This is a genomic window from Micromonospora sp. CA-248260 (assembly GCF_050942205.1).
GTDB lineage: Bacteria > Actinomycetota > Actinomycetes > Mycobacteriales > Micromonosporaceae > Micromonospora > Micromonospora antibiotica.
Window position 1 is genome coordinate 4376303 of the sequence record NZ_CP192021.1, and the last position, 22031, is coordinate 4398333.

Sequence of the window (22031 nt, forward strand, 5' to 3'; positions counted from 1 at the left end):
GCCTCCGCGATGCCCACCACGCAGATCGCCGTGACGGCGATGGTGAACGGCCTGGCCATCGGGCTGCTGCTATTCATCACCGCCGCCGGCCTGTCCCTGATATTCGGCATGATGGACGTGCTGAACCTCGCCCACGGCGCACTGTTCCTCACCGGGGCGTACCTCGCCTGGTGGATCGGCGGTGAGCAGCAGACCTGGCCGTCGCTCGCCCGGGCGGTCGTCGCCGTCGTCGTGCTCGGTGCCGCCGCCGGTGGCCTGCTGTCACTGCTGACCGCGCCGCTGTCGCGGCGTTCCCACCTGGAACAGGCGCTACTCACCCTCGGCATCGCCCTGGTCGCCGCCGACGTCCTGTCCGCGCTGTTCGGCGACGACGTCCGGGCCACCGAGCCACCCGCCGGGCTGGACGGCACCGTGACCATCGCCGGCTGGAGCTACCCGAGCTACCGGCTCGCCCTCGTCGGGGTAGCCGCCCTGCTCGCCGCCGCCGTGTACTGGACCGTCGAACGGACCTCGCTGGGCGCGCTGTTCCGCGCGACGGTCAGCGACCGGGACATGGTCGCCACCGTCGGGGTGGACCCGCGCCTGGTCCGTGGCGGCGTGTTCGTCCTGGGCTCGGTGCTGGCCACCCTCGCCGGGCTGCTCGGCGCACCCATCTACCACGCCCGCCCCGGGCTGGACACCACGATCCTGGTGCTCGCCCTGGTCGTCGTGGTGGTCGGTGGGCTCGGCTCGATCCGCGGGCCGCTCATCGCCGCCCTGCTGTTCGGCCAGGTCGAGTCCGTCGGCCGGGCGGTGCTGCCCGGCCTGGCCTCCTTCCTGCTCTTCGGCACGCTCGCGGCGGTGCTGGTCGTCCGCCCGCGCGGCCTGTTCACCCTCGCCCCCGGAGGACGACGATGACATCCCTGGTCCAGACCCGGGCCCCCGCCCGCCCCCGGCTGGGCACCGGGTTCCGCACGGTGGCCGCGACCACCGCCGGCACCCTGGTGCTGGCCGCCGCCCCGCTCTACCTCGCTCCCTACGCGACGACGACGCTGACCCGCATCCTCGTCTTCGGACTGCTCGCCGCGAGCCTCAACCTGCTGGTGGGCGTCGTCGGACTGCCGTCGTTGGGGCACGCCGCGTTCTTCGGCGTCGGCGCGTACGCCGCCGCCTGGACCGCCACCCACCAGACGACCGGTGCGGGGGCGCTCCTGGTCGGGGTGGTCGTCGCGGCCCTGGTCGCGCTGGTCGCCGGGGCGGTCGCCGTCCGCACCCACGGGGTGTTCTTCCTCATGCTGACCCTGGCGATCGGGGAGCTGACCCAGCAGGCCGCCGACAGCTGGGAGGCGGTGACCGGCGGCTCCAACGGCTTGTACGGGGTGCCGGCGCCGTCGATGTTCGGCACGGTCCTCGACCAACCCGCCACGACCTACTGGTACGTGCTGGGCTTCTTCGTGGTGGGCATGCTCGCCCTGCGCCTGGTGTCCACGTCGACCCCCGGTGTGGTGCTGCGGGGCATCCGCGACAGCGAGGACCGGATGCGCGCGTTGGGCTACCGGACCACCGCGATCAAGCTCGGCGCGCTGGTCTTCGCCGGTGCGGTCGCCGGACTGGCCGGCGGGTTGCTCGCCGCCCAGCAGCGACTGGTGACCCCGGCCGACGCCGGCTTCGAGACCTCCGCGCTCGCCCTGCTCGCCGTGGTGATCGGGGGCACCGGCTCCTGGTGGGGGCCCTGCCTCGGCGCGGCCCTGGTCATCGTCGTACGGGACTCGCTGGGCGCGACCCTCGACGGGCACGGCCCGCTCGCCCTGGGGCTGCTGTTCGTCCTCGTCGTCTATCTGCTGCCCACGGGGATCGCCCGCATCCGGCTGAGGAGGACCACGTCATGATCGATCTGCTCCGCTGCCAGGACGTCCACCACCGCTACGGCGCGCTGAACGTCCTGCGTGGCGTACGGCTGACGGTGGCCGCCGGGGAGCGGCACGCACTCATCGGACCCAACGGCGCCGGCAAGAGCACCCTGCTCAAGCTGATCGCCGGGCAGGAACGCCCGTCCGCCGGGACCCTCCACTACCGGGGCCGGGACGTCACCCGCGAGCCGGTCCACCGACGGGCCCGCGCCGGCATCGGCCGCAGCTTCCAGCACTCGACCCTGCTGGGTTCGCTCACCGCCGCACAGAACGTGGCCCTGGCGCTGACCGGTGGTCGGCTGCTGGCCCGGCACACCGACCGGCAGCGCCGCGCCGAGGTCGCCGCCGCGCTCGCCTCGGTGGACCTGGGCGACCTGGCGGACCGGCCGGTGACGGCGCTGTCCTACAGCCAGTGCCGACGCCTGGAGATCGCGGTGGCGCTCGCCGCGAAACCGCAGCTGCTGCTCCTGGACGAGCCGGCGGCCGGCATGTCCGGGGAGGAACGGGGTGGGCTGGTGGAGCTGCTGCGCGGCGTACCGCCCACCGTGACGATCGTGTTCGTCGAGCACGACCTGGACGTCGTCTTCGACGTCGCGACCAGGGTCAGCGTCCTGCACCTCGGCACCGTGCTGCACAGCGGCACCCCCGAGCAGGTACGGCGCAGCCCCGAGGTGCAGCAGGCGTACCTCGGCGGCCGGATGGAGGAGGTGCACGGTGTTCCTGGAGGTGCGTGAGCTGACCGCCGGCTACGGGCAGGGGCAGGTGCTGCACGGGCTGGACCTCGACCTGCCGGCGGGGCAGGCACTGGCCCTGCTCGGCCGCAACGGGGTCGGCAAGTCCACTTTCGTCTCCACCCTCGCGGGGCTGCTGCGGCCCACCGGCGGGCAGGTGCTGCTGGACGGTCGGGACGTCACCGGCTGGCGGGCCGACCGGCTCGCCCGCGCCGGGGTGGCGCTGGTGCCGCAGGGGCGGCGGGTGTGGCCGACGCTGACGGTGCACGAGCACCTCGCCCTGGCCACCCGGCACGGCGGCCGGACCTGGCCGACCGAGCGGGTGTACGAGTTGTTCCCCCGGCTGGCGCAGCGGCGGCGGCACCTCGCCGGGCAGTTGTCCGGCGGCGAACAGCAGATGCTCGTCATCGGCCGGGCCCTGGCCACCGACCCGCGGCTGGTGCTCATGGACGAGCCGTCCGAGGGGCTGGCGCCCATCGTCGTCGACCAGGTGGCCGAGGCGCTGCGGGTGGTGGTCCGGGAGGGGCTGACGCTGCTGCTGGTGGAACACGACCTGCACCTGGCCCTCGGGGTGACCCAGGAGGCGGCGGTGCTGGTCCGGGGGCGCATCGCACACCGGTGCCCCACCAGCGAACTGCGCGGGGACCTGCCGACGGTGCAGCGTCTGCTGGGCGTCGCGGGCTGAGCACGAGACCGGGTGCGGCCCCGTCAGGCGACGGGGCCGCACCCGGACCGGGTTCAACCGTCGACGGCGCGGTGGCAGCCCACCAGGTGGTCGTCGACCATCCCGGTCGACTGCATCAGGGCGTACGCGCCGACCGGGCCGATGAACCGGAACCCGCGCCGCTTCAACTCCCGGGCCATCGCGGTCGACTCGGGTGTCCGGGCCGGCACCTGCGACGTCGAGTGGGGACGGGGCCGCGCACCGGTCGGCGCGTACGACCACAGCAGGGCGTCGAGGTCCCCGGCCAACGCCACGACGAGCCGGGCGTTGCCGATGGTCGCCTCGATCTTCGCCCGGTTGCGCACGATGCCCTCGGTGCCGAGCAGCCGGGCCACGTCGGTGTCGTCGTAGCCGGCGACGGTCTCCGGGTCGAAGTCGTCGAAGGCCGACCGGAAGGCGTCCCGCTTGTGCAGGATCGTCGACCACGACAACCCCGCCTGGAAGGTCTCCAACGCCAGGTGCTCGAAGAGCGGGGCCTCGCCGTGCACGGGCCGGCCCCACTCGTCGTCGTGGTACGCGACGTACACGGGGGTGGCGGTGCACCAGCCACAACGCGGCACACCGTCAGCGCCGGTGCTGATCTGCATGTCGTCTCCTGTCGGGGCAGCGGGTCAGCCGGCGGCGCTGCCGGGGTGCCGTGGCAACCGCTGCCACAGCCCCCGCAGCCCGGCGGCGTGCCGGTCGTCGAGCCGCAGGAGGAACGTCTCCTCCAGCTCCCGACGCCACTCGTCGAAGGTGGTCAGCGCCCGCCGGTGAACACCGTCGCCGTCGATGCGGGTCAGCAGGCGGTCGACCAGCGACCACACCACCTCACCCGGGCCCCGGTTGGTCACGATGAACCGGCGGACGAAGGTGGAACCCGGTGCGGTCGAGAGCAGCCGGTGGGCCGCGGCGAACTCCTGCGGCTGCGCCGGCCGGTCCTCCCAGTCCATCACCGTGAACGACCCCCGGGGATCGTGGGTGAACCGCCAACCCCACGTCGCGCGCGCGAAACCGAAGGTCAGCGGCGGCTGCCGGACCACGCCGGGACGTAACGGCACCGGACCCAGCAGCCCGTCGCCGAGCCCGACGTCGACGAACCAGCGCCGACCCTCCACGGTGACGGTCATGGTCAGGTGGTTGGCGAACTCCACCCCGTCGGGCAACGCCGGCGCCTTCTTCACCTGTCCCCGGTGCAGGGTGACGTCGAAGCCCAACGCGGCCAGCAGCGCGGCGAACGCCCCGTTGAGGTGGAAGCAGTAGCCGGCGTCGCCGTCGGCCAGCCGCGCGGCGTTGCCGGCCGGGTCGACGTCGGTGGGTAACCCCAACCGGATGTCGAGGTTGTGGTAAGGAACCCGCCGGACGTGACGCTCGTGCAGTCGGACCAGCGTGGCCAGGTTCACCCCCGGCCGGCCGGGCTCGTCCAGACGGGCGAGGTAGCGCCGCACCACCTCGTCGCCGATCCTGGGCACAGACGGCTCCTGCATGTCGGGACGGTCACCTTCCTGGGAAAAACGCCGGGGCGGCGCCATCGGTGAGATGGCGTCGCCCCGGCCGGTCGTCAGCGGGTCTGCGGGCCACTCGTGCGGCTGCGCTTGAGCTCGTAGAAGCCGGGGGTCTGGGCGACCAGGAGGAAGCCGTCCCACAGCCGGGCGGCGTCCTCACCGCGCGGGGCGGGCGTGACCACCGGGCCGAACAGCGCCACCGGATCACTGCCGGGCACGTGCACGTGGATCGTCGGCGTGCCGACGTCCAGCCCGACCGGCTGCATCCCCGCCAGGTGGCTCTTGCGCACCGCGTCGTCGAGCCCCGCGTCGTCCGCCGCGTCGGCCAACTCCCCGGGCAGCCCGCACTCGGTGAGCGCCGCCTTGTACAGGGCCGGCCCGTACGACTGGCCCTTGACGTGCCGGCGGGTGCCCATGGCGTCGTAGAGCGACCGGACGGCGTCCGGCCCGTGCTGCTGTTCGGCCGCCATCAGCACCCGCACCGGCCGCCGCCACGGCCCGATGTTGCGCTGGTAGAACGCGTCGATGTCGGCACGTCCCTCATTGAGGGCGGACAGGCTCATGATCCGGAACCGCACGTCGATCGGGCGTTGCCGTTCGGCGTCGAGCAGCCAACGCGACGTCAGCCACGCCCACGGGCACACCGGGTCGACGAACATGTCCACCAGGATTCGGTTCACTTCGGGCACCGTCGTACATCCTTCGGTTGAATCATCGGAACGCCGGACCGACCAGTCCGGCACTGAGGGTCGCCCCGTCGCGCGGGTCGATGAGCAGCAGCGACCCCGTGCCCCGGATGAGGCGGTAGGGGTCCGCGGCGATCGGCTCGTCGAGGTCCAGCACCACGCCCGCGATGTCGTTGACGGCCAGCGGATCGGAGTTGGGGGTGTGCTCCAGCGTGGCGAGGTCGAGCCGGTCGACGATCGACGTGACCGTCCCCCCCACGACCCGGGTCTGGTGCTGCACCAGCACCCGGGCGCCCTCGCCGAGCCGGCGCTCCGCGACGTGGCAGAGCGTCGCGGTGACCTGCCGGGTCGTCGTCGGGATCCGGTCCGCCGCGACGATCATGTCGCCGCGTCCCACCTCGCCCTCCCCGTCGAGCTGCACGCTGACCGACATGCCGGCGCGGGCGTTCTCGATGGGCGTGCCGAGCCGGTGGATGGCGGTGACCACCGCCGGCCGTCCGGCGGGCACGACCAGCACCTGCTGCCCGAGACGGAGCTGACCGGCGACGAGCTGGCCGGCGAGCGATCCGTCGGGCAGGACGTACTGCACGGGCAGCCGGGCCGGCAGGGCGGTCAGGTCCTCGTCGAGGTCCACCCGCTCCAGGTGTTGCAGGAACGTCGGCCCGGTGTACCACGGCATCTCGGTCGAGGCGTCGACGACGTTGTCGCCGCGCAGCGCCGACAACGGGATGGACCGCACGTCGGGAACCCCGAGGGAACCCGCCAGCCGGCGGAACTCGTCGTCGATCTCGGCGAACCGGTCCTCGGCGAAACCCACCAGGTCCATCTTGTTGACCGCCAGCACCACGTGCGGGGTGCGCAGCAGCGCGGCCACCGCGGTGTGCCGCCGGGTCTGGGTCACCACGCCGTGCCGGGCGTCGACCAGGATCACGGCCAGGTGGGCGGTCGACGCGCCGGTGACCATGTTGCGGGTGTACTGCACGTGCCCGGGGGTGTCGGCCAGGATGAACCGGCGGTTGCCGGTGGCGAAGTAACGGTAGGCGACGTCGATGGTGATGCCCTGTTCACGTTCGGCCCGCAGACCGTCGGTCAGCAGGGCGAGGTCGGCCTGGCCGTAGCCGCGGGCGCGGCTGGCGGACTCGACCGCCTCCAACTGGTCGGCCAGCACCGACTTGGAGTCATAGAGCAGGCGTCCCACCAGGGTGGACTTTCCGTCGTCGACGCTGCCGGCGGTGGCGAGCCGCAGCAGCTCACCGTCGCGGGCAGTCTCGAGGCTGAGCGTGGTCACTAGAAGTACCCCTCCCGCTTGCGGTCCTCCATGGCGGTGTCGGACAACTTGTCGTCGGCCCGGCTCGACCCGCGTTCGGTGATCCGGGACAGGCTGATCTCGGCGATCACCTGGTCGATGGTGGCGGCGTCGGACACCAGCGCGCCCGTGCACGACATGTCCCCGACGGTGCGGTACCGCACGGTGCGTTCCTGCAGCTGCTCGTCGCGGCGCGGACCGCCCCACTCCCCCGGCGTCAGCCACATCCCGTCGCGCAGGAAGACCTGACGCTGGTGGGCGAAGTAGATGGCCGGCAGCGGGATCTCCTCCCGGGCGATGTAGTTCCACACGTCGAGTTCGGTCCAGTTGGACAGCGGGAACACCCGCACGTGCCCACCCGGGTCGTGTCGACCGTTGTAGAGGTTCCACAGCTCCGGGCGCTGCTGGCGGGGGTCCCACTGCCCGAACTCGTCGCGCAGCGAGAACACCCGCTCCTTGGCCCGCGCCTTCTCCTCGTCGCGCCGCCCGCCGCCGAACACGGCGTCGAAGCGGTGCTGGGTGATGGCGTCGAGCAGCGGTACGGTCTGCAACGGGTTGCGGCTGCCGTCGGGCCGCTCGGTGAGCCGGCCGTCGTCGAGGTAGTCCTGCACGTGCGCCACCCGCAGCGTGAGCTGGTGCTCCGCCACCACCTTGTCGCGGTACTCGATCACCTCGGGAAAGTTGTGCCCGGTGTCGACGTGCAGCACGGGGAAGGGCAGCTGGCCCGGCAGGAACGCCTTGCGGGCCAGGTGGAGCATTACGGCGGAGTCCTTGCCGCCGCTGAACAGCAGGACGGGTCGCTCCAGCGTGCCCGCCACCTCACGGATGATGTGCACCGCCTCGGCCTCGAGCACGTCGAGGTAGGACATCCGCAGGTCGGATGCGGTTTCGGATGCGGTCGAAGTGAACGCCATGGCGTTGTCTCCCCACAGGTGTCGGCCGGTCGGGCCGGTCAGTTCGAGGTGCCCGGCCGCACGTACCCGGCGGTACGCAGCTCGGGCGGGTAGACGATCGGCACGGTGGAGATGTCCTGGTCGATCTCCTGGTACTGCTGCAGCACCACCGGGGGTGGGCTGTGGTGCCAGTGGGTCTCGCCGCGGGCGAAGCTGACCGGGCCACGCCAGGTGTCGAAGGTGCCCTTCTCCAAGGCGTCGATCAGTTCCGCCCGGCCGACCCCGTCCGCCTGGCGCAGGGCCTGGGCGATGATGGTGATGTCGGTGAAGGCGTTGAGGGCGGTGTCCGGCGGCGGCGTGCCGTACGTGTCGCGGTAGCGGTCCACGAACCACCGGCCGATCGGGGTCAACCCCGACCAGTTCGGGCTGAACTGGGTGGCCGGCCAGACCATGTGCAGGCCGTGCACGCCGAGCGCCTTCCAGTAGTCCGGCGCCCGCAGCGGCCACTGGAAGGGTGCCAGCATGGGCACCTGCGGCAGCAGCCCGATCTCGGCGGCCTGCTGCACGATCAGGTGGTTGGTGCGGACCACCCCCACGTTGATCACCACGTCCGGCTGCCACTGCTGGATCTCGCGCAGCTGGGGGCGCAGGTCCGTGGTCGACTCCTGGGCGAACTCCACGGAGTACAGCTCCATCGGCTCCTCGGCCGCCTGCAACTCGGCGGTGAGCAGCGCGGCGGCGCTGCGGCCGAACACCGTGTCGGCGTGGATCAGGCCGACCCGCCGGAAACCCTGGTCGGCGGCGAACCGGATCAGCACCGGGGCGCGCTCGGCCATCGAGGTGAACGTGCGGAAGACCGCCCGCCGCTGCCGCGCGGTGACCCCGGGGTGGGCGTTCTCGATGAACAGCGGCACCCCGATCCGGTCGGCGAGTTCCGCGACCTCCTCGGTGTAGCGCAGGTGCCAGGGGCCCAGGACGGCCAGCGCCCCGTCGACGATCGCGACCTTCGCCAGCGCGCCCACCGCCGAGCGGGGCATCGTGCCACCGTCGAGGGTGACGGTCTCCTGGTCGTCGCGGACGACGAAGTCGAACTGGAGTCCGTCGCGGATGCCACCGTGGTCCCGCACGTACTCGGCACCGATCAGGGCGCCGCGGGCGGTCAACGTGCCGGCCGTGGGGTCACCGGGCAGGGACAGTGGGGTCACGATGCCCACGGTGACCGTGGGGGCGCCCGCCACCGTACGGGCGAAGGCGCGGAACTGCTCGTTGAGCGTCTCCAGCACCGTGGGCTCCGACGTCGTGCTCACACCCGTCCTCCGATCTGGTACTTCGTCAGGTATGCGGAGAAGCGCTCGTCCAGCTCGTCGGCGTCCAGGCCGTAGTCCTCGGCCCGGTAGACGTGCTTGCCGAGCTTGTCCTTGCGGTTCGCCGCGAGGTAACCGCGGAACGCCTGCTCGACCTCGCCGTCCCAGCGGGCACCGAGGAAGTCGCAGATCTCGGCCATCACCGCGATCGGGTCGGCCATCAGGCGCTGGTAGTCGACGTCGAGCACCGGCGTGTCGGCGAGCTTGTCCCGCTCGGCGCGCGCGAACAGGTCGAGCATCTCCGCGAAGCGTTCGGTCCAGAGCCTACCGAGCGCGAGGCGGTCCACCTGGTCGGCGCGCGCGAGTCGGATGATCTCGGTGAGGCTGCACGTCGAGGGGATGGTGACGCTCGGGGCGCGGTGCATGTAGATCAGCCGCGCGTCCGGGTAGGTACGCGCCAGCGCGTCGGCCCGCCACAGGTGGAACGGGTCCTTGAGCACCAGCGTGTCGGTGGGCACCCGCCAGACGATGTGCTGCATCAGGTAGCGGTGGTAGTCGTAGGCGTCGTACTGGTCCTGGGTGCGCAGCCACTCGCCGTAGCTGGGCACGGTGTAACGCAGCTCGTACGCCATCGTCTTGAACGTCGGCGCGGTCAGCCGGTGGTCCTCGTCGGGGCGGTGCGGCTCCCACAGGTGCACCGGCTTGAGCGCCGGCGCGACGGTGTAGTAGTCGGTGCAGAAGTTCTCCGCCGCCTGGACGAGCGCCTGCCGGGTCGCCTCGTCGCGGCCGTCGGTCGCCGGCGCCATCAGCTCCCACAGGTCGGGGGAGCGCAGGTCCGGGTGCTGGCCGAGCAGGTTGTGCATCAGCGTGGTGCCACTGCGGGTCATGCCCGTGATGAACACCGGCTGGTTGATCTCGACCGAGGCGATCTCGGGGTTCTTCACCCGGGCCCGGTACGCGGCGGCCTGGGTGGCGAGCGCGGCGACCAGGGCGCCCCGGACAGACCGCCGACCGGCCTCGTTCAGGCCGCCCTCGGTGTCCAACGACCGCAGCAGCCGGTCGAGGGCGTCGAGGTGCGCGAACTCGAAGTCCGGGACTCCCACCCTCTCCCGGGCTGCCTCGACGAACTCCTCCACCCGGTAGGTGTCCTGACTGGGTTCGATGACGGCGGTCACGGCGTACTCCCCTCTATCTGGCGGCAAACGCGGCGGATCGGGCTGTCGGTCGGTGTGCCCGCCCCGAGGGGCCGGATCGACCGGGGACCGCGACGAATGTGAACAACGGTCACGGTAGGTAGCGACGATAGGCACCCGGCCACGGTCGGTACAGGGCCACATCAGTGGTTTCCACGGGACCAAAGCCGGAGCCGACAAGTGGCCCGGAAGCCGGTGCCAACGTGGCTCTGGAGCGGCGGCGGACGGCCGCCCTATGGTCGGCCCAGCCAATCGGCGATGCACCGCGGATCGGAGGAACAGATGCCGCCGGCGACTCGGGCCGCCCCCCTGCTGCTGTGGGAGACGGGGGTCCGCGAAGGAATCGAGGACAGTCGGTACCGACCCGTCGTCGCCGACTCCTGGCTCCTCACCGAGGGCCGGGCACGGGCCTACCCACTGCACTGGCAGCGTTTCGACGCCGCCGTACGGGGGTTCGGGGTCTCGGCGCACCGGGTGGCGTCCTTCGGGACGTCGGTCACCACGGCACTGCCCCGCTCCGGGGTGTGGTTCCCCCGCATCGAACTGCACCTGGTCCCCACGCAGCGGCTGGCCCTGCGGCTGCGTCCCGCCCCACCGCTGGTCAGCCAGGCACGCGGCTGGCTGTGGCCCCATCCGGACCCCCGCCGGCTGCCCCACCTCAAGGGGCCCGACTTCGAGGAACTGGAGAAGATCCGGGCCGCCGCCCAGGACGCGCAGGCCGACGAGGCCCTGCTCTGCGACGAGCAGGGGCTGGTCCGTGAGGGGGCGTTCAGCACGATCTACTGGTGGTCCTCCGGCGTCCTGCACACCCCGCCGGACGACGGGCGCATCCTGCCCGGCGTCACCCGTCGGCTGCTGCTGGCCCGCTGTGCCGAGCTGGGGCTGCCGGTGCGGCACCGGCTGCCCAGCGTGGCGGAGCTGCTCGCCAGCGAGGTGTGGATCACCAGCGCCCTGTACGGCATCCGAGTCCTGACCCAGATCAACGGACAGCCGACCGCTCCCGTCCACGAGCGGCGGTTGCACGAATGGCGCGCCCATCTCGACGCGCTGGCCGAACCCCTGCCCGACCCCGAGGCCATCTGGCCGCACCGAAGCACCGAGGAGGCACCATGAAGCTCAGGTCACTACAGCGTTATCTGGCATCGGTCCCGCGCATGCACTTCGGGCGGTCGCACCGGGGCCTGCGGGCCCGGCTGGAGCTGCTGGCCACCCGTCAGCTCGGCGCCGGCGACTTCCTGTGGCACGCCCTGGAACGGGGGCAGGACCACGACGCCCCGCTGTTCCACCACCTGCCGCCCGGCGGCGGCCCGGACGACCTGGTCGTCTACAGCCTGGCGACGCTGCGCGACCAGACCGAGCGGTACGCCCGGTGGTACCACAACGCCGGGGTCACCCACGGCGACCGGGTCGGGGTCTTCACCCGCAACGGCATGGCGAGCTTCGTGCACTTCCTGGCGCTCAACAGCCTCGGCGCGATCCCCGCGGTGATCAACCCGAACATGGTGCCCGACACCGCCGCCAAGTACCTGTCCCGGCTCGACGCGGTCGGCGTGGTGGTCGACGCGGACAAGCTCGGCCCGCTGCTCAACGGGATGGCCGACGCCCGGCCGTTCCGGTTCACCGCCTCGCAGGAGGCGATGCACGCCGCGCCGCCGGCCGGCCCGCTGCCCGGGGTCTACCCGTACCGGCACGGCGACCGCGACCCGGTGCTCATCTCGCACTCCTCGGGCACCACCGGCATGCCGAAGGCCGCCACGTTCGGCCACCGTCAGTTCTTCGCCGGCAAGCGCCCCCGGATCATGACGCTGCCGTCGGGCCCGGACGACAAGATGCTGCTGGCCTTCCCCGCGTCGCACTCGTCGGGCTACAGCTACATGATGATGGCCACCCTCATCGGCCTGCCCACCCTGGTCATGGAGTCCCAGGACGGGGCGACGGTGGCCGAGGCGATGCGGTGGTGGAAGCCCAGCGTGGTGACCGGCTTCCCGATCACCTTCACCGAGATGCTCGCGCTCGGCTTGGAGCCGTCCGCCGCGGCGAACGTGACGACCTGGATCAGCACGGCGGACGCCTCGCACGAGGCCCACGTCCGGGAGCTGGTCCGGCTCGGCCGGCACCGGGAGAACGGCAGCTGGCGGCCGGGGTCGCACTACCTCGACGGGCTGGGCGCCTCGGAGATGGGCATGGCCCTGTTCCTCAACATCCACGGCCCCAAGACCAACGCCTACAACCGTTGTGTCGGCTACCCGGAGCCGATCGTCGAGGACGCGGTCGTCTTCGACGAGGACGGTCGGGAGCTGGGCCCCAACGAGGTCGGCTACCTGGCGGTGCACACCCCGACGGTGACCCTTGGCTACTGGGGCAACCACGAGCTGACGCACAAGTCGATCCGCAACGGCTACTGGCTCACCGGTGACATCGGCTACAAGGACGACAAGGGCCGGTTCTACCACTACGACCGGACCACGGACGTGATCACGACGCGGCGCGGCCCGGTCTACAGCCTCACCATCGAGGAGGAGATCTTCAAGGCGTGCCGGGCGGTGGTGGACTGCGCCGTCGTCGGGGTGGTCGACCCGGTCGAGCCGACCTCGTTCGCCCCGATCGCCGCGCTGCGCCTGATCGACGGGGCGGACCTCAGCGCCGAGGAGCTGCTGACCCGGGTCAACCGGGCGCTGCGGGCGGCGGGCCGGCACGAGCTGGCCGCGGCGGTCATCTCCAAGGGGGATACCAAGATCCCGCTGGGCGTCACCGGCAAGGTGCTCAAGCGTGAGGTGCGCGCGCAGTTCGCCCAGCTGCTGCTGACCGACGACGACGGTGGGCTGGACGTGGCGCGGACCCGCACCGAGCAGTCGGTCCTGCGGGAGCTGAGCGCCTCGTCGACGCCGGCCGGGACGCCGCAGGAGCAGCGGGCCACCTCGGCCGCCTGACCGGTCTCCGTGGGGCGGGCGGTTCCACCGCCCGCCCCACGGCTGTCCTCAGAGGGCGGTGACGAAGTCCCGCAGGGCGGCCCCGATCTCGTCCGGTGAGTCCTCCTGCACGTAGTGGCTGCCGGTGACGGTGACCTCGCGCTGGTTGGGGAAGGTCCGGGCGAACGCCAGGGCCCGGCCGGTGAGCAACGCCCCCGGCTCGGCGACCACCAGCAGTTTCGGCACCGGGGAGGCGGCCAGCCAGCGGCCGTACTCCTCGACGATGGCGGTCACGTCGGCCGGTTCGCCCTCGATGGGCAGCTCCCGGGGGAACATCAGGGTCGGTCGGCGCGAGTCGGGGTCGCCGAAGGGCCGACGGTAGTGGTCCAGTTCCGCCTCCGACAGGGGGCGCACCACGCTGCGCGGCAGCACCACCTCGACGAAGAAGTTCTCCTGGAGCACCAGGCGTTCCCCGTCGGGCGAGCGCATGGCGCGGAAGAGCTGGTCCCGGCCGGCCTCGAAGTCGCTCCACCGGCGGGGTTGGACGATCGCCTCCAGGTAGGCGACGGCCCGGACCCGTTCGGGGTGGCGGGCCGCCCAGTGGAAGCCCAGCGCCGAACCCCAGTCGTGCAGCACCAGGGTGACCGGTCGGTCGCCCACCACGGCGTCGAACCAGGCGTCGAGATAGCGCGCCTGGTCGATTAAGCGGTAGCCGCCGTCGGGCGCCGGCCCGGAGTCGCCCATCCCGACCAGGTCGGGGGCGAGGCAGCGGCCCAGGTCGCGGACCGCCGGGATGACGTTGCGCCACAGGTACGAGGACGTGGGGTTGCCGTGCAGGAACACGATCGGTTCCCCGTCGCCCACGTCGACGTACGAGAGGTGGGTCCCGCACAGGTCGATCCGACGGCGGGGGTGTGGGTCGGCCACGGTCACGGGCACCGCGGCGGGCATGGAACTCTGTGTCACTTGTAGACCTCCTCGGCCCCAGTGATAGCAAGCCGGCCCGGCAATTCCCGGGAATCCCCGTGACGGCGTGTCCGTCGACGGGTGACAGTTCGCGCTCAATGCGGCGGTGCCATTCACGAACTGTTCGCGAGAAATCAACGAATGACTTGGTGAATCTGATTCGGGTCCGCCGCGATCAGGCGGTACGGGGTGCCGTGGCGCCATGGCCCGACCACTCGCCGGCAAAGTGGCACCGACGCTTTCCCGCACATGGGCCTGTCCACCGGCACCGCGGTTTCGTACGTTTCTCCTGTCGATACGAGGGCCCGGACGAGTCCTTCTCGGATCTCCGGACGCCACCGACGTGTCAATGCGCCACGCGGGATTTCCGCCGGCTTTCCAGAAAGGGAGAACCAGATGCAGGGACTGATCCAGGTCGCCGGGGTCATCGACCAGGAGGAGGCCGACCTGATCTGTGCGGAGGGCGCCGACTGGCTGGGGTTCGCCCTGCGGTTGCCGGCGAAGAACGAGGACCTGTCCGAGGCCGACGCGGCCGCCATCGTCGCGGCGATCCAGCCCCGGCACCGGGGCGTCCTGATCACCTACCTCACCGAGGCCGAGGAGATCAGGCAGTTCTGCGCCGAACTCGGCGTCACCGCCGTGCAGCTGCACGGCGACGTGGACCCCGCCCAGTTGGAGAAGCTGCGCCGGATCGACCCCGACCTCTACGTGCTCAAGAGCCTCGTGGTCAAGTCCGACAACCTCGACGAGCTGGTCAAGATCGTCGATGAGAGCGCCGAGTGGGTCGACATGTACATCACCGACAGCTTCAACCCCGCCACCGGGGCCAAGGGCGCGACCGGTCTGGTCCACGACTGGTCGGTCAGCGCCGAGCTGGTCCGCGTCGCGCCCCGGCCGCTGATGCTCGCCGGTGGCCTGAACCCCGACAACGTGGCGGCGGCCATCGCGGCGGTACGCCCCGCCGCCGTCGACGCGCACACCGGGCTGGAGGGCCCCGACCGCCGCAAGGACCGCGCCAAGGTGCGCCAGTTCGTCACCGCCGCCCGCCAGGCGTTCGCCGACCTCGCCGGACAGGACTGAGAGCCATGACCGACACCGCCACCCACCCCACCGTGGCCGGACCCGCCGTGGCCGGACCCGCCGTGACCGGACCCGCCGTGACCGGACCCGCCGTGACCAGCCGGCTGCATCTCTTGCCGCAGACCAACCGGCTGCGCTCGCTGCACACCGTCATCCGGGACCGCGACGCCTCCCGGGCCGACTTCGTGCAGACCTCCGCCCAGATCTTCCGGCAGCTCCTCGACACCGCCCTCGACCTGCTCCCGGTCGTCCCCCAGCAGGTGCGCACCCCGGTCGGGCAGACCTACCACGGGCTGCGCCCGGCCGCACCGGTCTGCGGGGTGTCCATCGCCCGCGCCGGCGAGAGCATGGAGGGCGAACTGCGGGCCATGCTGCCGCAGACCCGGATCGGCAAGATCCTCATCCAGCGGGACAAGACGACGAAACTGCCGCACTTCCACTACGCGGCCCTGCCCCCGGACATCGCCATGTCCCAGGTGCTGCTGCTGGACCCGATGCTCGCCACCGGCGGCACCGCGCTGGCCGCCCTCGCGCTGCTGCGTGAGTACGGGGTCTTCGAGGAGGACGTCGTCTTCGTCACCCTGCTCTCCTCGCCGGAGGGCATCAGCGCCGTGCACGCCCAACACCCCCGGGTCCGGATCGTCACCTCCGCCATCGAGGAGCGCCTCAACGCCGACGCCTACATGGTGCCCGGCATCGGCGACTTCGGTGACCGCTACTTCGGCACGGACCAGCCCCGATGAGGCGCGGCGGAATCGGCGACGTCGGGATCACCGCGCTGGCCCCCGCGATCTGGGGCAGCACGTACCTCGTCACCACCGAGTTGCTGCCCCCGGGCCGGCCCTACCTGGCCGCCCTGGCCCGTGCCCTGCCCGCCGGGCTCGCCCTGATGGCGCTCGGGCGGGTGGTGCCGCGCGGCGCGTGGATCTGGCGGGCGCTGGTGCTCGGCACCCTCAACATCGGTCTGTTCTTCGTGCTGCTCTTCATCGCGGCCTACCGGCTGCCCGGTGGCGTCGCGGCCCTGATCATGTCGTTCCAGCCGATGCTGGTGCTGATCCTCGCGGCGCTGCTGCTGCGCGACCGCATCCGGCCGCTGCACGTCGTGGCGTGCCTGCTCGGGGCGACCGGGGTCGCGCTGCTCGTGCTGCGCCCGACCGCCGCGCTCGACCCGCTCGGCGTGATCGCGGCCCTGGCCGGCGCGGCCAGCATGGCCAGCGGGATCGTGCTGACCAAACGCTGGGCGCGACCGCCCGGGGTGGGGGTGTTGCAGTTCACCGGTTGGCAGCTGACCGCCGGCGGGCTGGTCCTGCTCCCCACCACCCTGCTGCTGGAGGGACTGCCGGACCACCTCACCGGTCCCAACCTGGCCGGCCTCGCCTACCTGGGGATCGTCGGATCGCTGTTCGGTTACGCGGTCTGGTTCCGCGGGCTGGAACGGCTGCCCGCCCTGGCCGCCTCCTTCCTCAGCCTGGTCAGCCCGATCGTCGCCAGCCTGCTGGGCTTCGCCTTCCTCGACCAACGACTCAGCGTCACCCAGCTCGTCGGAGCCCTGGTCATCGTCGCCGCAGTCGCCCTCGCCCAGCGCAGGTCGTCCCCGCCGGCTCCGCCACCCGACCCGGTGCCGGTGGCGTCACGGGCGCTGACCAGCCGGTGAGGCGTCACCCACCACAGGGGGAAGCATGCTTACCACGCCCGCCACCACCGAAGCCCACCAGTCGACCACCGACACCCTTGAACCGGCCACCGGCACCCACGACCCGGCCGACGTGACCCTGCCGGACCTGCTCGACGAGCAGGTCCGGGCGGACCCCGACGCGATCGCCGTCCGGCACGGACCGGAGGGGATCACCCGACGGGAACTGGCCCGCCGGGCCCGCACCCTCGCAGCCCAGCTCCGCGAGCGGGGCACCGGCCCCGACGACCGGATCGGACTCTTCGCCGAGCCGTCCGCCGCACTCGTCGTCGGGGCCTGGGGAATCCTGTACGCGTCGGCCGCCTACCTGCCCCTGGCCCCCGACTATCCCGACGAACGCCTGCGCTACATGGCCACCGACGCCGGGTTGCGCGTCGTCGTCGCCCAGGACGACCTCGTCGAACGGCTGTCGGACCTGGTCCCGCCCGGCACCGCCATCGTGCCGCTGAGCGTGTGGCACGACACGGCCCCACCCGACGTGCCCCGCCGGGGGCCACGGCCCGGCCATCTCGCCTACGTCATCTACACCTCCGGCAGCACAGGTCGTCCCAAGGGCGTGATGATCGAGCACCGCAGCATCGTCAGCCAACTGCGGTGGCTGCGGGACACCTACCGCCTCGACGAGGCCGTCATCCTCCAGAAGACCCCGATGAGCTTCGACGCGGCGCAGTGGGAGATCCTCGCCCCGGCCTGCGGCGGCACCGTCGTCGCCGGCACCCCGGGCCTGCACCGCGACCCCGAAGCCATCATCGAGACCATCCGACGGCACGGCGTCACCGCCCTGCAGTGCGTACCGACCCTGCTGCGGGCGCTGGTCGACACCGAACGCCTCGGCACCTGCACCAGCCTGCGGCAGATCTTCACCGGTGGTGAGGCGCTGTCCACCACGCTCGCCGCCGACGTGCTCGCGGCGCACCCCGCCACCCTGGTCAACCTCTACGGCCCCACCGAGTGCACGATCAACTCGTCGGCGTTCACCGTCGACCCGGCGACCCTCGACCCCACGCAGCAGTCCGTGTCGATCGGGCGGCCCGTCACCGGCCTGCGCTACGTCATCGTCGACACCGACGACGCCCCGGTCACCGGGGAGGCCGTCGGGGAACTGCTCATCGGCGGCGTCCAGCTCGCCCGGGGCTACCTGCACCGGCCGGCGTTGACCGCGCAACGGTTCGTGCCCGACCCGGTCACCGGCGAACGGCTCTACCGCACCGGTGACCTGGCCGCCTGGCAGGCCGACGGCACCGTGCGGTTCGTCGGTCGGGTCGACAACCAGGTGAAGCTGCGCGGGTTCCGGGTCGAACTCGACGAGGTGCGCCTCGCCGTGGAGGCCCACCAGTGGGTCCGGCACGCGGGGGTACTGGTCCGCGACGACCCGCGTACCGGCCACCCGCACCTGCTCGCCGTCGTCGAACTCAACCCGCGCGAGGCGGCGCTGATGGACCAGGGCCGGCAGGGGGCCCACCACCGGTCGAAGGAGAGCCGGCTGCAGGTCCGGGCCCAGTTGTCGCACGGCGGGGTGCGTACCCCGCAGGAGTTGGCCGGGCGACCGGTGCTCGCACTGCCCGGGGCCGAACCCACCGAGGAGCAGGTACGGCGGGTGTTCGCCCGCAAGACGTACCGGTTCTACGAGGGCCCGCCGGTCACCCGCGCCGACCTGCTGGCACTGCTGCGCCCGGCCGAGCCCGGCCCGGTGCCGCCGCGCCCGCTCGCACAGCTCGACCTGGCCACCTTCGGGGAGATCATCCGCTACCTCGGGCAGTTCGTCAGCGACGAGCGGCTGCTGCCCAAGTACGGCTACGCCTCACCGGGGGCGCTCAACGCCACCCAGGTCTACCTGGAGATCCACCAACTGTGGGGGCTACCGTCCGGCTACTACTACCACCATCCGCTCACCCACGAACTGGTCCGGATCAGCCCGGCCGCGTCCCGGCCCGAACCGACCGTCCGGCTGCACCTCGTCGGCCGGCGACGGGCCATCGAACCGGTCTACCAGAACAACATCCGCGAGGTGTTGGAGATCGAGACCGGCCACCTGGTCGGCCTGCTGGAGCAGGTCCTGCCCGGGTACGGGCTGACCGTCACGGCCGCCGACCACACCCCGCAGACCATCCGGCACCTCGACTGCGCCGACGAGGACCTCTACCTCGGCAGCTTCGCGCTGACGCCGTACGCCCCGCCACCGCCCGACGAGATCGACGTGTACGTCCAGGTCCACCCGGACCGGGGCGGGGACCTGGCCCCGGGGCAGTACCTGCACCGTGACGGCGACCTGGTCCGCATCGACGACGCCCTGGTGCTGCGCCAGCACGTCATCGCGATCAACCAGCAGGTGTACGACCGGGCCGCGATCGGCATCAGCATGATCAGCACCACGTCGACCCGGTGGCGGCGCTACGTCGACCTGGGCCGCGCCCTGCAACGGCTGTCCATGAACGACCTCGGCTTCGGCTTCATGTCCTCCGGCTACAGCTCCGACACCGGTCACGACCTGCCCTCGGCGCACCGCATCCGGGGCATCCTGCGCCGGCACGGGCTACCCGACGGTCCGTCGTACTTCGCCGTGGGTGGGCGGGTCAGTGCCGCCCAGGTGGCCGGCCGGGGCATGAAGGAGGACGTCGTACACATGAAGGGTCCGGCGGAGCTGATCCGCGACGACCTGGCCGGTCGGCTGCCGGACTACATGCTGCCCAACAAGGTGGTGATCGTCGACCGGATGCCGCTGACCGCCAACGGCAAGACCGACCTCACGGCACTCGCCGCCCGGGTCGCCGACGACCCCGGCCCGCAACGGCCGTTCGTGGCGCCCCGCACCGACCTGGAACGCCGCATCGCCCGCCTGTGGGCCGAGGCGGTCCGCCAGGACGACGTCTCCGTCCACGACGACTTCTTCGCCTGCGGTGGCAACTCGCTGATCGCCGTCGCCCTGATCAACCGACTCAACCGGGTGTTCGGCGCGACGCTGCCCATGCAGGTCATCTTCGACAGCCCGACAGTGGCCCAGCTGGCCCGGCGCGTCGCCCAACGCGACCAGGTCAGCAGGTCCCGGCTGGTGCCGTTGGCGCCGGCCCGGGAGGGTCGCTCCGTCTACTGCTGGCCGGGCCTCGGCGGCTACCCGATGAACCTGCGGCTGCTCGCCGGCACGGTCGGCCGGCCCTTCCACGGCGTGCAGGCCCACGGCGTGAACCCGGGCGAGGAGCCCTACCGGACGATCGCCCGGATGGCGGCCGAGGACGTGCGGGCGATCCGGGAACGGCAACCCCGTGGCCCCTACACGCTGTGGGGTTACTCGTTCGGCACCCGGGTCGCGGTGGAGGCGGCGTACCAGTTGGAGCAGGCCGGCGAGCAGGTCGACCAACTCGTCCTGATCGCCCCCGGATCACCCCGGGTGGGGGTGCCGCAGGACCCGGCCACGGTCGGCACGGCGAGCTTCGCCAACCCGACGTACCTGGCCGTGCTGTGTTCCGTGTTCGCGGGGACGGTCAGCGGGCCGGTGATCGAGGAGTGCCTGGCCACCGTCGTGGACGAGGAGAGCTTCACCGGGTTCGTCCAACGGCACTTCCCCGCCCTGGACCTGCCGCTGGTCCGCCGGATCACCGGGGTCGTCGCCCGCACGTACGGGCTGCGCCACACCGAGGCCGAACTCGCCAGGCGGCCGGTGCGGGCCCCGGTGACGGTGCTGCGTACCCGGGGCGACCAGGAGTCCTTCCTCGACACCGCCGTCGCCCGCCGCAACCTCTCCCCCGTCGTCGTCGACCTGGCCGCCGACCACTACGGGGTGCTGCGCGAACCGGGGGTCCACCAGGTGGTGGCGGCGCTGCCCGCCCGGTCCCGGCGTCGCCCGGTCCGACCGCACGTGAGCATCAGCCACCTGCCGATCGCCCTGACCGACGAACAGCACAACCGGCTGGTGACCGCCGTCACCCGCGCCATGACCAGAGCCTTCGGCTGCGACGAGGACGCGGTGTCCGTCGCACTGGAGGCGGTCCTGGAGGAGTGAGCCGGTCCCCGGCCCACACCGCCCCGCCCCCGACCCACCGACGGGCCGGCCCCGCCGACGAACCGCAACCGACCTGCCCGAAACCGGTCCCGAGCTGCCCGACACCGAACCCGACCGGCCCGGACCGGACCGACCGAGGAGCCCGCATGACACGCAACGTCCACTCCACCGTCGAGGTGCGGCTGAGTGAGGAGGTCGCCGACGCCCTGGCCGAGGGGCGGGCGGTGGTGACGCTGGAATCCAACGTGATCACCCACGGCCTGCGTTACCCGGACAACGCCGCCACCGCGCACCGGGTCGAAGATGCCGTCCGGGAGGGCGGCGCGGTGCCGGCGACGGTCGCGGTCGACGACGGGGTGATCCGGGTCGGCATGACCGCAGCGGACATCGAACGGTTCGCCTCCACACCGGGCATCCCCAAGGTGAGCGCCCGGGACCTGCCGGTGGCGCTCGCCCGGGGCGGCATGGGCGCGCTGACCGTGGCGAGTTCACTGATCGCGGCGGACCTCGCCGGCATCGCGTTCTTCGCGTCCGCCGGCATCGGCGGGGTCCACCGGGGCGCGGAGACCAGCATGGACATCTCCTCGGACCTCGTCCAGTTCACCCGTTCCCGGGTCGCCGTGGTGTGCGCCGGGGCCAAGAAGATCCTCGACCTCGGACTGACCATGGAATACCTGGAGACCCACTCGGTGCCGGTGGTCTCCTACCGCTCCGACGACTTTCCGGCCTTCTACTGCGTCTCCAGCGGCATCCCCAGCCCCTGCCGCCTCGACGACGACACGGTCGTCGCCCGCGCGGTGGAGAACCACTGGGCGCTGGGCAACCACAGCTCCTTCCTGATCACCACCCCGGTCGACGCCGAGGAGGCGGTGGACGACGCCGAGGTCGACCGGGCCATCGTCGAGGCGATGTCGGCCGCCCGACGCGACGGGGTACGCGGCAACGCCATCACGAAGTACCTCATGCGTGCTGTCGACGCGGCCACCCAGGGCCGCTCGTCCCGGGCCAACATGGCGGTGCTGATCAGCACGGCCCGGACCGGCGGCCACCTCGCCGCCGCCCACGCCCGCTACCTGGCCGAGGTGGGGAACCCGGCTGCCGCCGGTGCCGCCCCGCCGGCCCGGGTGCCGGCCGGCGCCGGGACGGCGCACGCCCTGCCCGGTGCGCGGACGTGAC

19 protein-coding genes are annotated in these 22031 nt (G+C 72.1%); 11 read left to right on the forward strand and 8 right to left on the reverse strand.

Annotated features, from left to right (window positions below; genetic code table 11):
- Window positions 1-9 precede the first annotated feature (9 nt).
- The 4 genes from ACQP2H_RS19095 to ACQP2H_RS19110 are packed head-to-tail and all read left to right on the forward strand — an operon-like array spanning window position 10 to window position 3305.
- On the forward strand, window positions 10-897 hold the full coding sequence (locus ACQP2H_RS19095; RefSeq protein ID WP_208570057.1) for a branched-chain amino acid ABC transporter permease: 888 nt from the start codon (window positions 10-12) through the stop codon (window positions 895-897).
- Window positions 894-1868, forward strand: coding sequence for a branched-chain amino acid ABC transporter permease (locus tag ACQP2H_RS19100; protein ID WP_219463121.1), 975 nt, complete (start codon window positions 894-896; stop codon window positions 1866-1868). Before ACQP2H_RS19095 ends, ACQP2H_RS19100 begins: the two co-directional genes overlap by 4 nt.
- Window positions 1865-2623, forward strand: coding sequence for an ABC transporter ATP-binding protein (locus ACQP2H_RS19105; RefSeq protein WP_433228311.1), 759 nt, complete (start codon window positions 1865-1867; stop codon window positions 2621-2623). Before ACQP2H_RS19100 ends, ACQP2H_RS19105 begins: the two co-directional genes overlap by 4 nt.
- Window positions 2604-3305 (forward strand): ABC transporter ATP-binding protein, encoded by a 702-nt coding sequence (locus ACQP2H_RS19110; protein WP_219463124.1) that lies wholly within the window; start codon window positions 2604-2606, stop codon window positions 3303-3305. Before ACQP2H_RS19105 ends, ACQP2H_RS19110 begins: the two co-directional genes overlap by 20 nt.
- Before the next feature lie 53 nt (window positions 3306-3358).
- Here ACQP2H_RS19110 and ACQP2H_RS19115 read toward each other — a convergent pair whose 3' ends face one another.
- The 7 genes from ACQP2H_RS19115 to ACQP2H_RS19145 form a co-directional block, all read right to left on the reverse strand.
- The gene (locus tag ACQP2H_RS19115; protein WP_219463126.1) at window positions 3359-3931 is read right to left on the reverse strand and encodes a DNA-3-methyladenine glycosylase I; all 573 of its coding nucleotides are present in this window, start codon (window positions 3929-3931) and stop codon (window positions 3359-3361) included.
- Window positions 3932-3955: 24 nt separating this feature from the next.
- Window positions 3956-4810: an arylamine N-acetyltransferase family protein gene (locus tag ACQP2H_RS19120; RefSeq protein ID WP_219463129.1), complete on the reverse strand. Its 855-nt coding sequence runs from the start codon at window positions 4808-4810 to the stop codon at window positions 3956-3958.
- Between the two features lie 74 nt (window positions 4811-4884).
- Window positions 4885-5487, reverse strand: coding sequence for a mycothiol-dependent nitroreductase Rv2466c family protein (locus ACQP2H_RS19125; protein WP_208570076.1), 603 nt, complete (start codon window positions 5485-5487; stop codon window positions 4885-4887).
- Between the two features lie 52 nt (window positions 5488-5539).
- On the reverse strand, window positions 5540-6802 hold the full coding sequence (locus tag ACQP2H_RS19130; RefSeq protein WP_208570063.1) for a sulfate adenylyltransferase subunit 1: 1263 nt from the start codon (window positions 6800-6802) through the stop codon (window positions 5540-5542).
- Window positions 6802-7734 carry a sulfate adenylyltransferase subunit CysD gene (cysD, locus tag ACQP2H_RS19135; protein ID WP_208570064.1) on the reverse strand — a complete coding sequence of 311 codons (933 nt, stop codon included), beginning with the start codon at window positions 7732-7734 and terminating at the stop codon, window positions 6802-6804. The genes ACQP2H_RS19130 and cysD overlap by 1 nt, the downstream gene beginning before the upstream one ends.
- A 38-nt stretch (window positions 7735-7772) precedes the next feature.
- Window positions 7773-9020: an ABC transporter substrate-binding protein gene (locus ACQP2H_RS19140; protein WP_219463139.1), complete on the reverse strand. Its 1248-nt coding sequence runs from the start codon at window positions 9018-9020 to the stop codon at window positions 7773-7775.
- On the reverse strand, window positions 9017-10192 hold the full coding sequence (locus tag ACQP2H_RS19145; RefSeq protein ID WP_219463141.1) for a sulfotransferase family protein: 1176 nt from the start codon (window positions 10190-10192) through the stop codon (window positions 9017-9019). The genes ACQP2H_RS19140 and ACQP2H_RS19145 overlap by 4 nt, the downstream gene beginning before the upstream one ends.
- Before the next feature lie 300 nt (window positions 10193-10492).
- Between ACQP2H_RS19145 and ACQP2H_RS19150 the strand changes: the two genes are divergently transcribed.
- Window positions 10493-11323: an aminotransferase class IV gene (locus ACQP2H_RS19150; protein ID WP_433228315.1), complete on the forward strand. Its 831-nt coding sequence runs from the start codon at window positions 10493-10495 to the stop codon at window positions 11321-11323.
- Window positions 11320-13140 carry a class I adenylate-forming enzyme family protein gene (locus ACQP2H_RS19155; RefSeq protein ID WP_357534132.1) on the forward strand — a complete coding sequence of 607 codons (1821 nt, stop codon included), beginning with the start codon at window positions 11320-11322 and terminating at the stop codon, window positions 13138-13140. The genes ACQP2H_RS19150 and ACQP2H_RS19155 overlap by 4 nt, the downstream gene beginning before the upstream one ends.
- 48 nt (window positions 13141-13188) lie before the next feature.
- Here ACQP2H_RS19155 and ACQP2H_RS19160 read toward each other — a convergent pair whose 3' ends face one another.
- Entirely contained in the window at window positions 13189-14085 is an 897-nt protein-coding gene (locus ACQP2H_RS19160) for a haloalkane dehalogenase (RefSeq protein ID WP_363823950.1), read from the reverse strand.
- A 396-nt stretch (window positions 14086-14481) separates the two neighbouring features.
- Here ACQP2H_RS19160 and ACQP2H_RS19165 point away from each other — a divergent pair, with 396 nt between their 5' ends.
- From ACQP2H_RS19165 to ACQP2H_RS19185, 5 genes are all read left to right on the forward strand, one after another.
- A complete protein-coding gene (locus ACQP2H_RS19165; protein ID WP_208570956.1) occupies window positions 14482-15165 on the forward strand; it encodes a phosphoribosylanthranilate isomerase in 684 nt (227 codons plus the stop codon).
- A gap of 5 nt (window positions 15166-15170) precedes the next feature.
- Window positions 15171-15908, forward strand: a complete 738-nt coding sequence (gene upp, locus ACQP2H_RS19170; protein ID WP_433228317.1) for a uracil phosphoribosyltransferase — start codon at window positions 15171-15173, stop codon at window positions 15906-15908.
- Complete coding sequence (locus ACQP2H_RS19175) at window positions 15905-16819, forward strand: EamA family transporter (RefSeq protein WP_219463154.1); 915 nt, start codon at window positions 15905-15907, stop codon at window positions 16817-16819. The genes upp and ACQP2H_RS19175 overlap by 4 nt, the downstream gene beginning before the upstream one ends.
- Before the next feature lie 25 nt (window positions 16820-16844).
- Window positions 16845-20855, forward strand: coding sequence for an amino acid adenylation domain-containing protein (locus ACQP2H_RS19180; RefSeq protein ID WP_219463156.1), 4011 nt, complete (start codon window positions 16845-16847; stop codon window positions 20853-20855).
- A gap of 146 nt (window positions 20856-21001) precedes the next feature.
- Window positions 21002-22030: a pseudouridine-5'-phosphate glycosidase gene (locus ACQP2H_RS19185; RefSeq protein WP_219463157.1), complete on the forward strand. Its 1029-nt coding sequence runs from the start codon at window positions 21002-21004 to the stop codon at window positions 22028-22030.
- Window position 22031: the final 1 nt, after the last annotated feature.

Bases quoted from the DNA above. Each gene is read 5' to 3' on its own strand.
- ACQP2H_RS19095 (WP_208570057.1), top strand. From the start codon at position 10: ATGCCCACCACGCAGATCGCCGTGACGGCGATGGTGAACGGCCTGGCC.
- ACQP2H_RS19100 (WP_219463121.1), top strand. From the start codon at position 894: ATGACATCCCTGGTCCAGACCCGGGCCCCCGCCCGCCCCCGGCTGGGC.
- ACQP2H_RS19105 (WP_433228311.1), top strand. From the start codon at position 1,865: ATGATCGATCTGCTCCGCTGCCAGGACGTCCACCACCGCTACGGCGCG.
- ACQP2H_RS19115 (WP_219463126.1), bottom strand. From the start codon at position 3,931: ATGCAGATCAGCACCGGCGCTGACGGTGTGCCGCGTTGTGGCTGGTGC.
- ACQP2H_RS19120 (WP_219463129.1), bottom strand. From the start codon at position 4,810: ATGCAGGAGCCGTCTGTGCCCAGGATCGGCGACGAGGTGGTGCGGCGC.
- ACQP2H_RS19125 (WP_208570076.1), bottom strand. From the start codon at position 5,487: ATGTTCGTCGACCCGGTGTGCCCGTGGGCGTGGCTGACGTCGCGTTGG.
- cysD (WP_208570064.1), bottom strand. From the start codon at position 7,734: ATGGCGTTCACTTCGACCGCATCCGAAACCGCATCCGACCTGCGGATG.
- ACQP2H_RS19150 (WP_433228315.1), top strand. From the start codon at position 10,493: ATGCCGCCGGCGACTCGGGCCGCCCCCCTGCTGCTGTGGGAGACGGGG.
- ACQP2H_RS19155 (WP_357534132.1), top strand. From the start codon at position 11,320: ATGAAGCTCAGGTCACTACAGCGTTATCTGGCATCGGTCCCGCGCATG.
- ACQP2H_RS19165 (WP_208570956.1), top strand. From the start codon at position 14,482: ATGCAGGGACTGATCCAGGTCGCCGGGGTCATCGACCAGGAGGAGGCC.
- upp (WP_433228317.1), top strand. From the start codon at position 15,171: ATGACCGACACCGCCACCCACCCCACCGTGGCCGGACCCGCCGTGGCC.
- ACQP2H_RS19175 (WP_219463154.1), top strand. From the start codon at position 15,905: ATGAGGCGCGGCGGAATCGGCGACGTCGGGATCACCGCGCTGGCCCCC.
- ACQP2H_RS19180 (WP_219463156.1), top strand. From the start codon at position 16,845: ATGCTTACCACGCCCGCCACCACCGAAGCCCACCAGTCGACCACCGAC.
- ACQP2H_RS19185 (WP_219463157.1), top strand. From the start codon at position 21,002: ATGACACGCAACGTCCACTCCACCGTCGAGGTGCGGCTGAGTGAGGAG.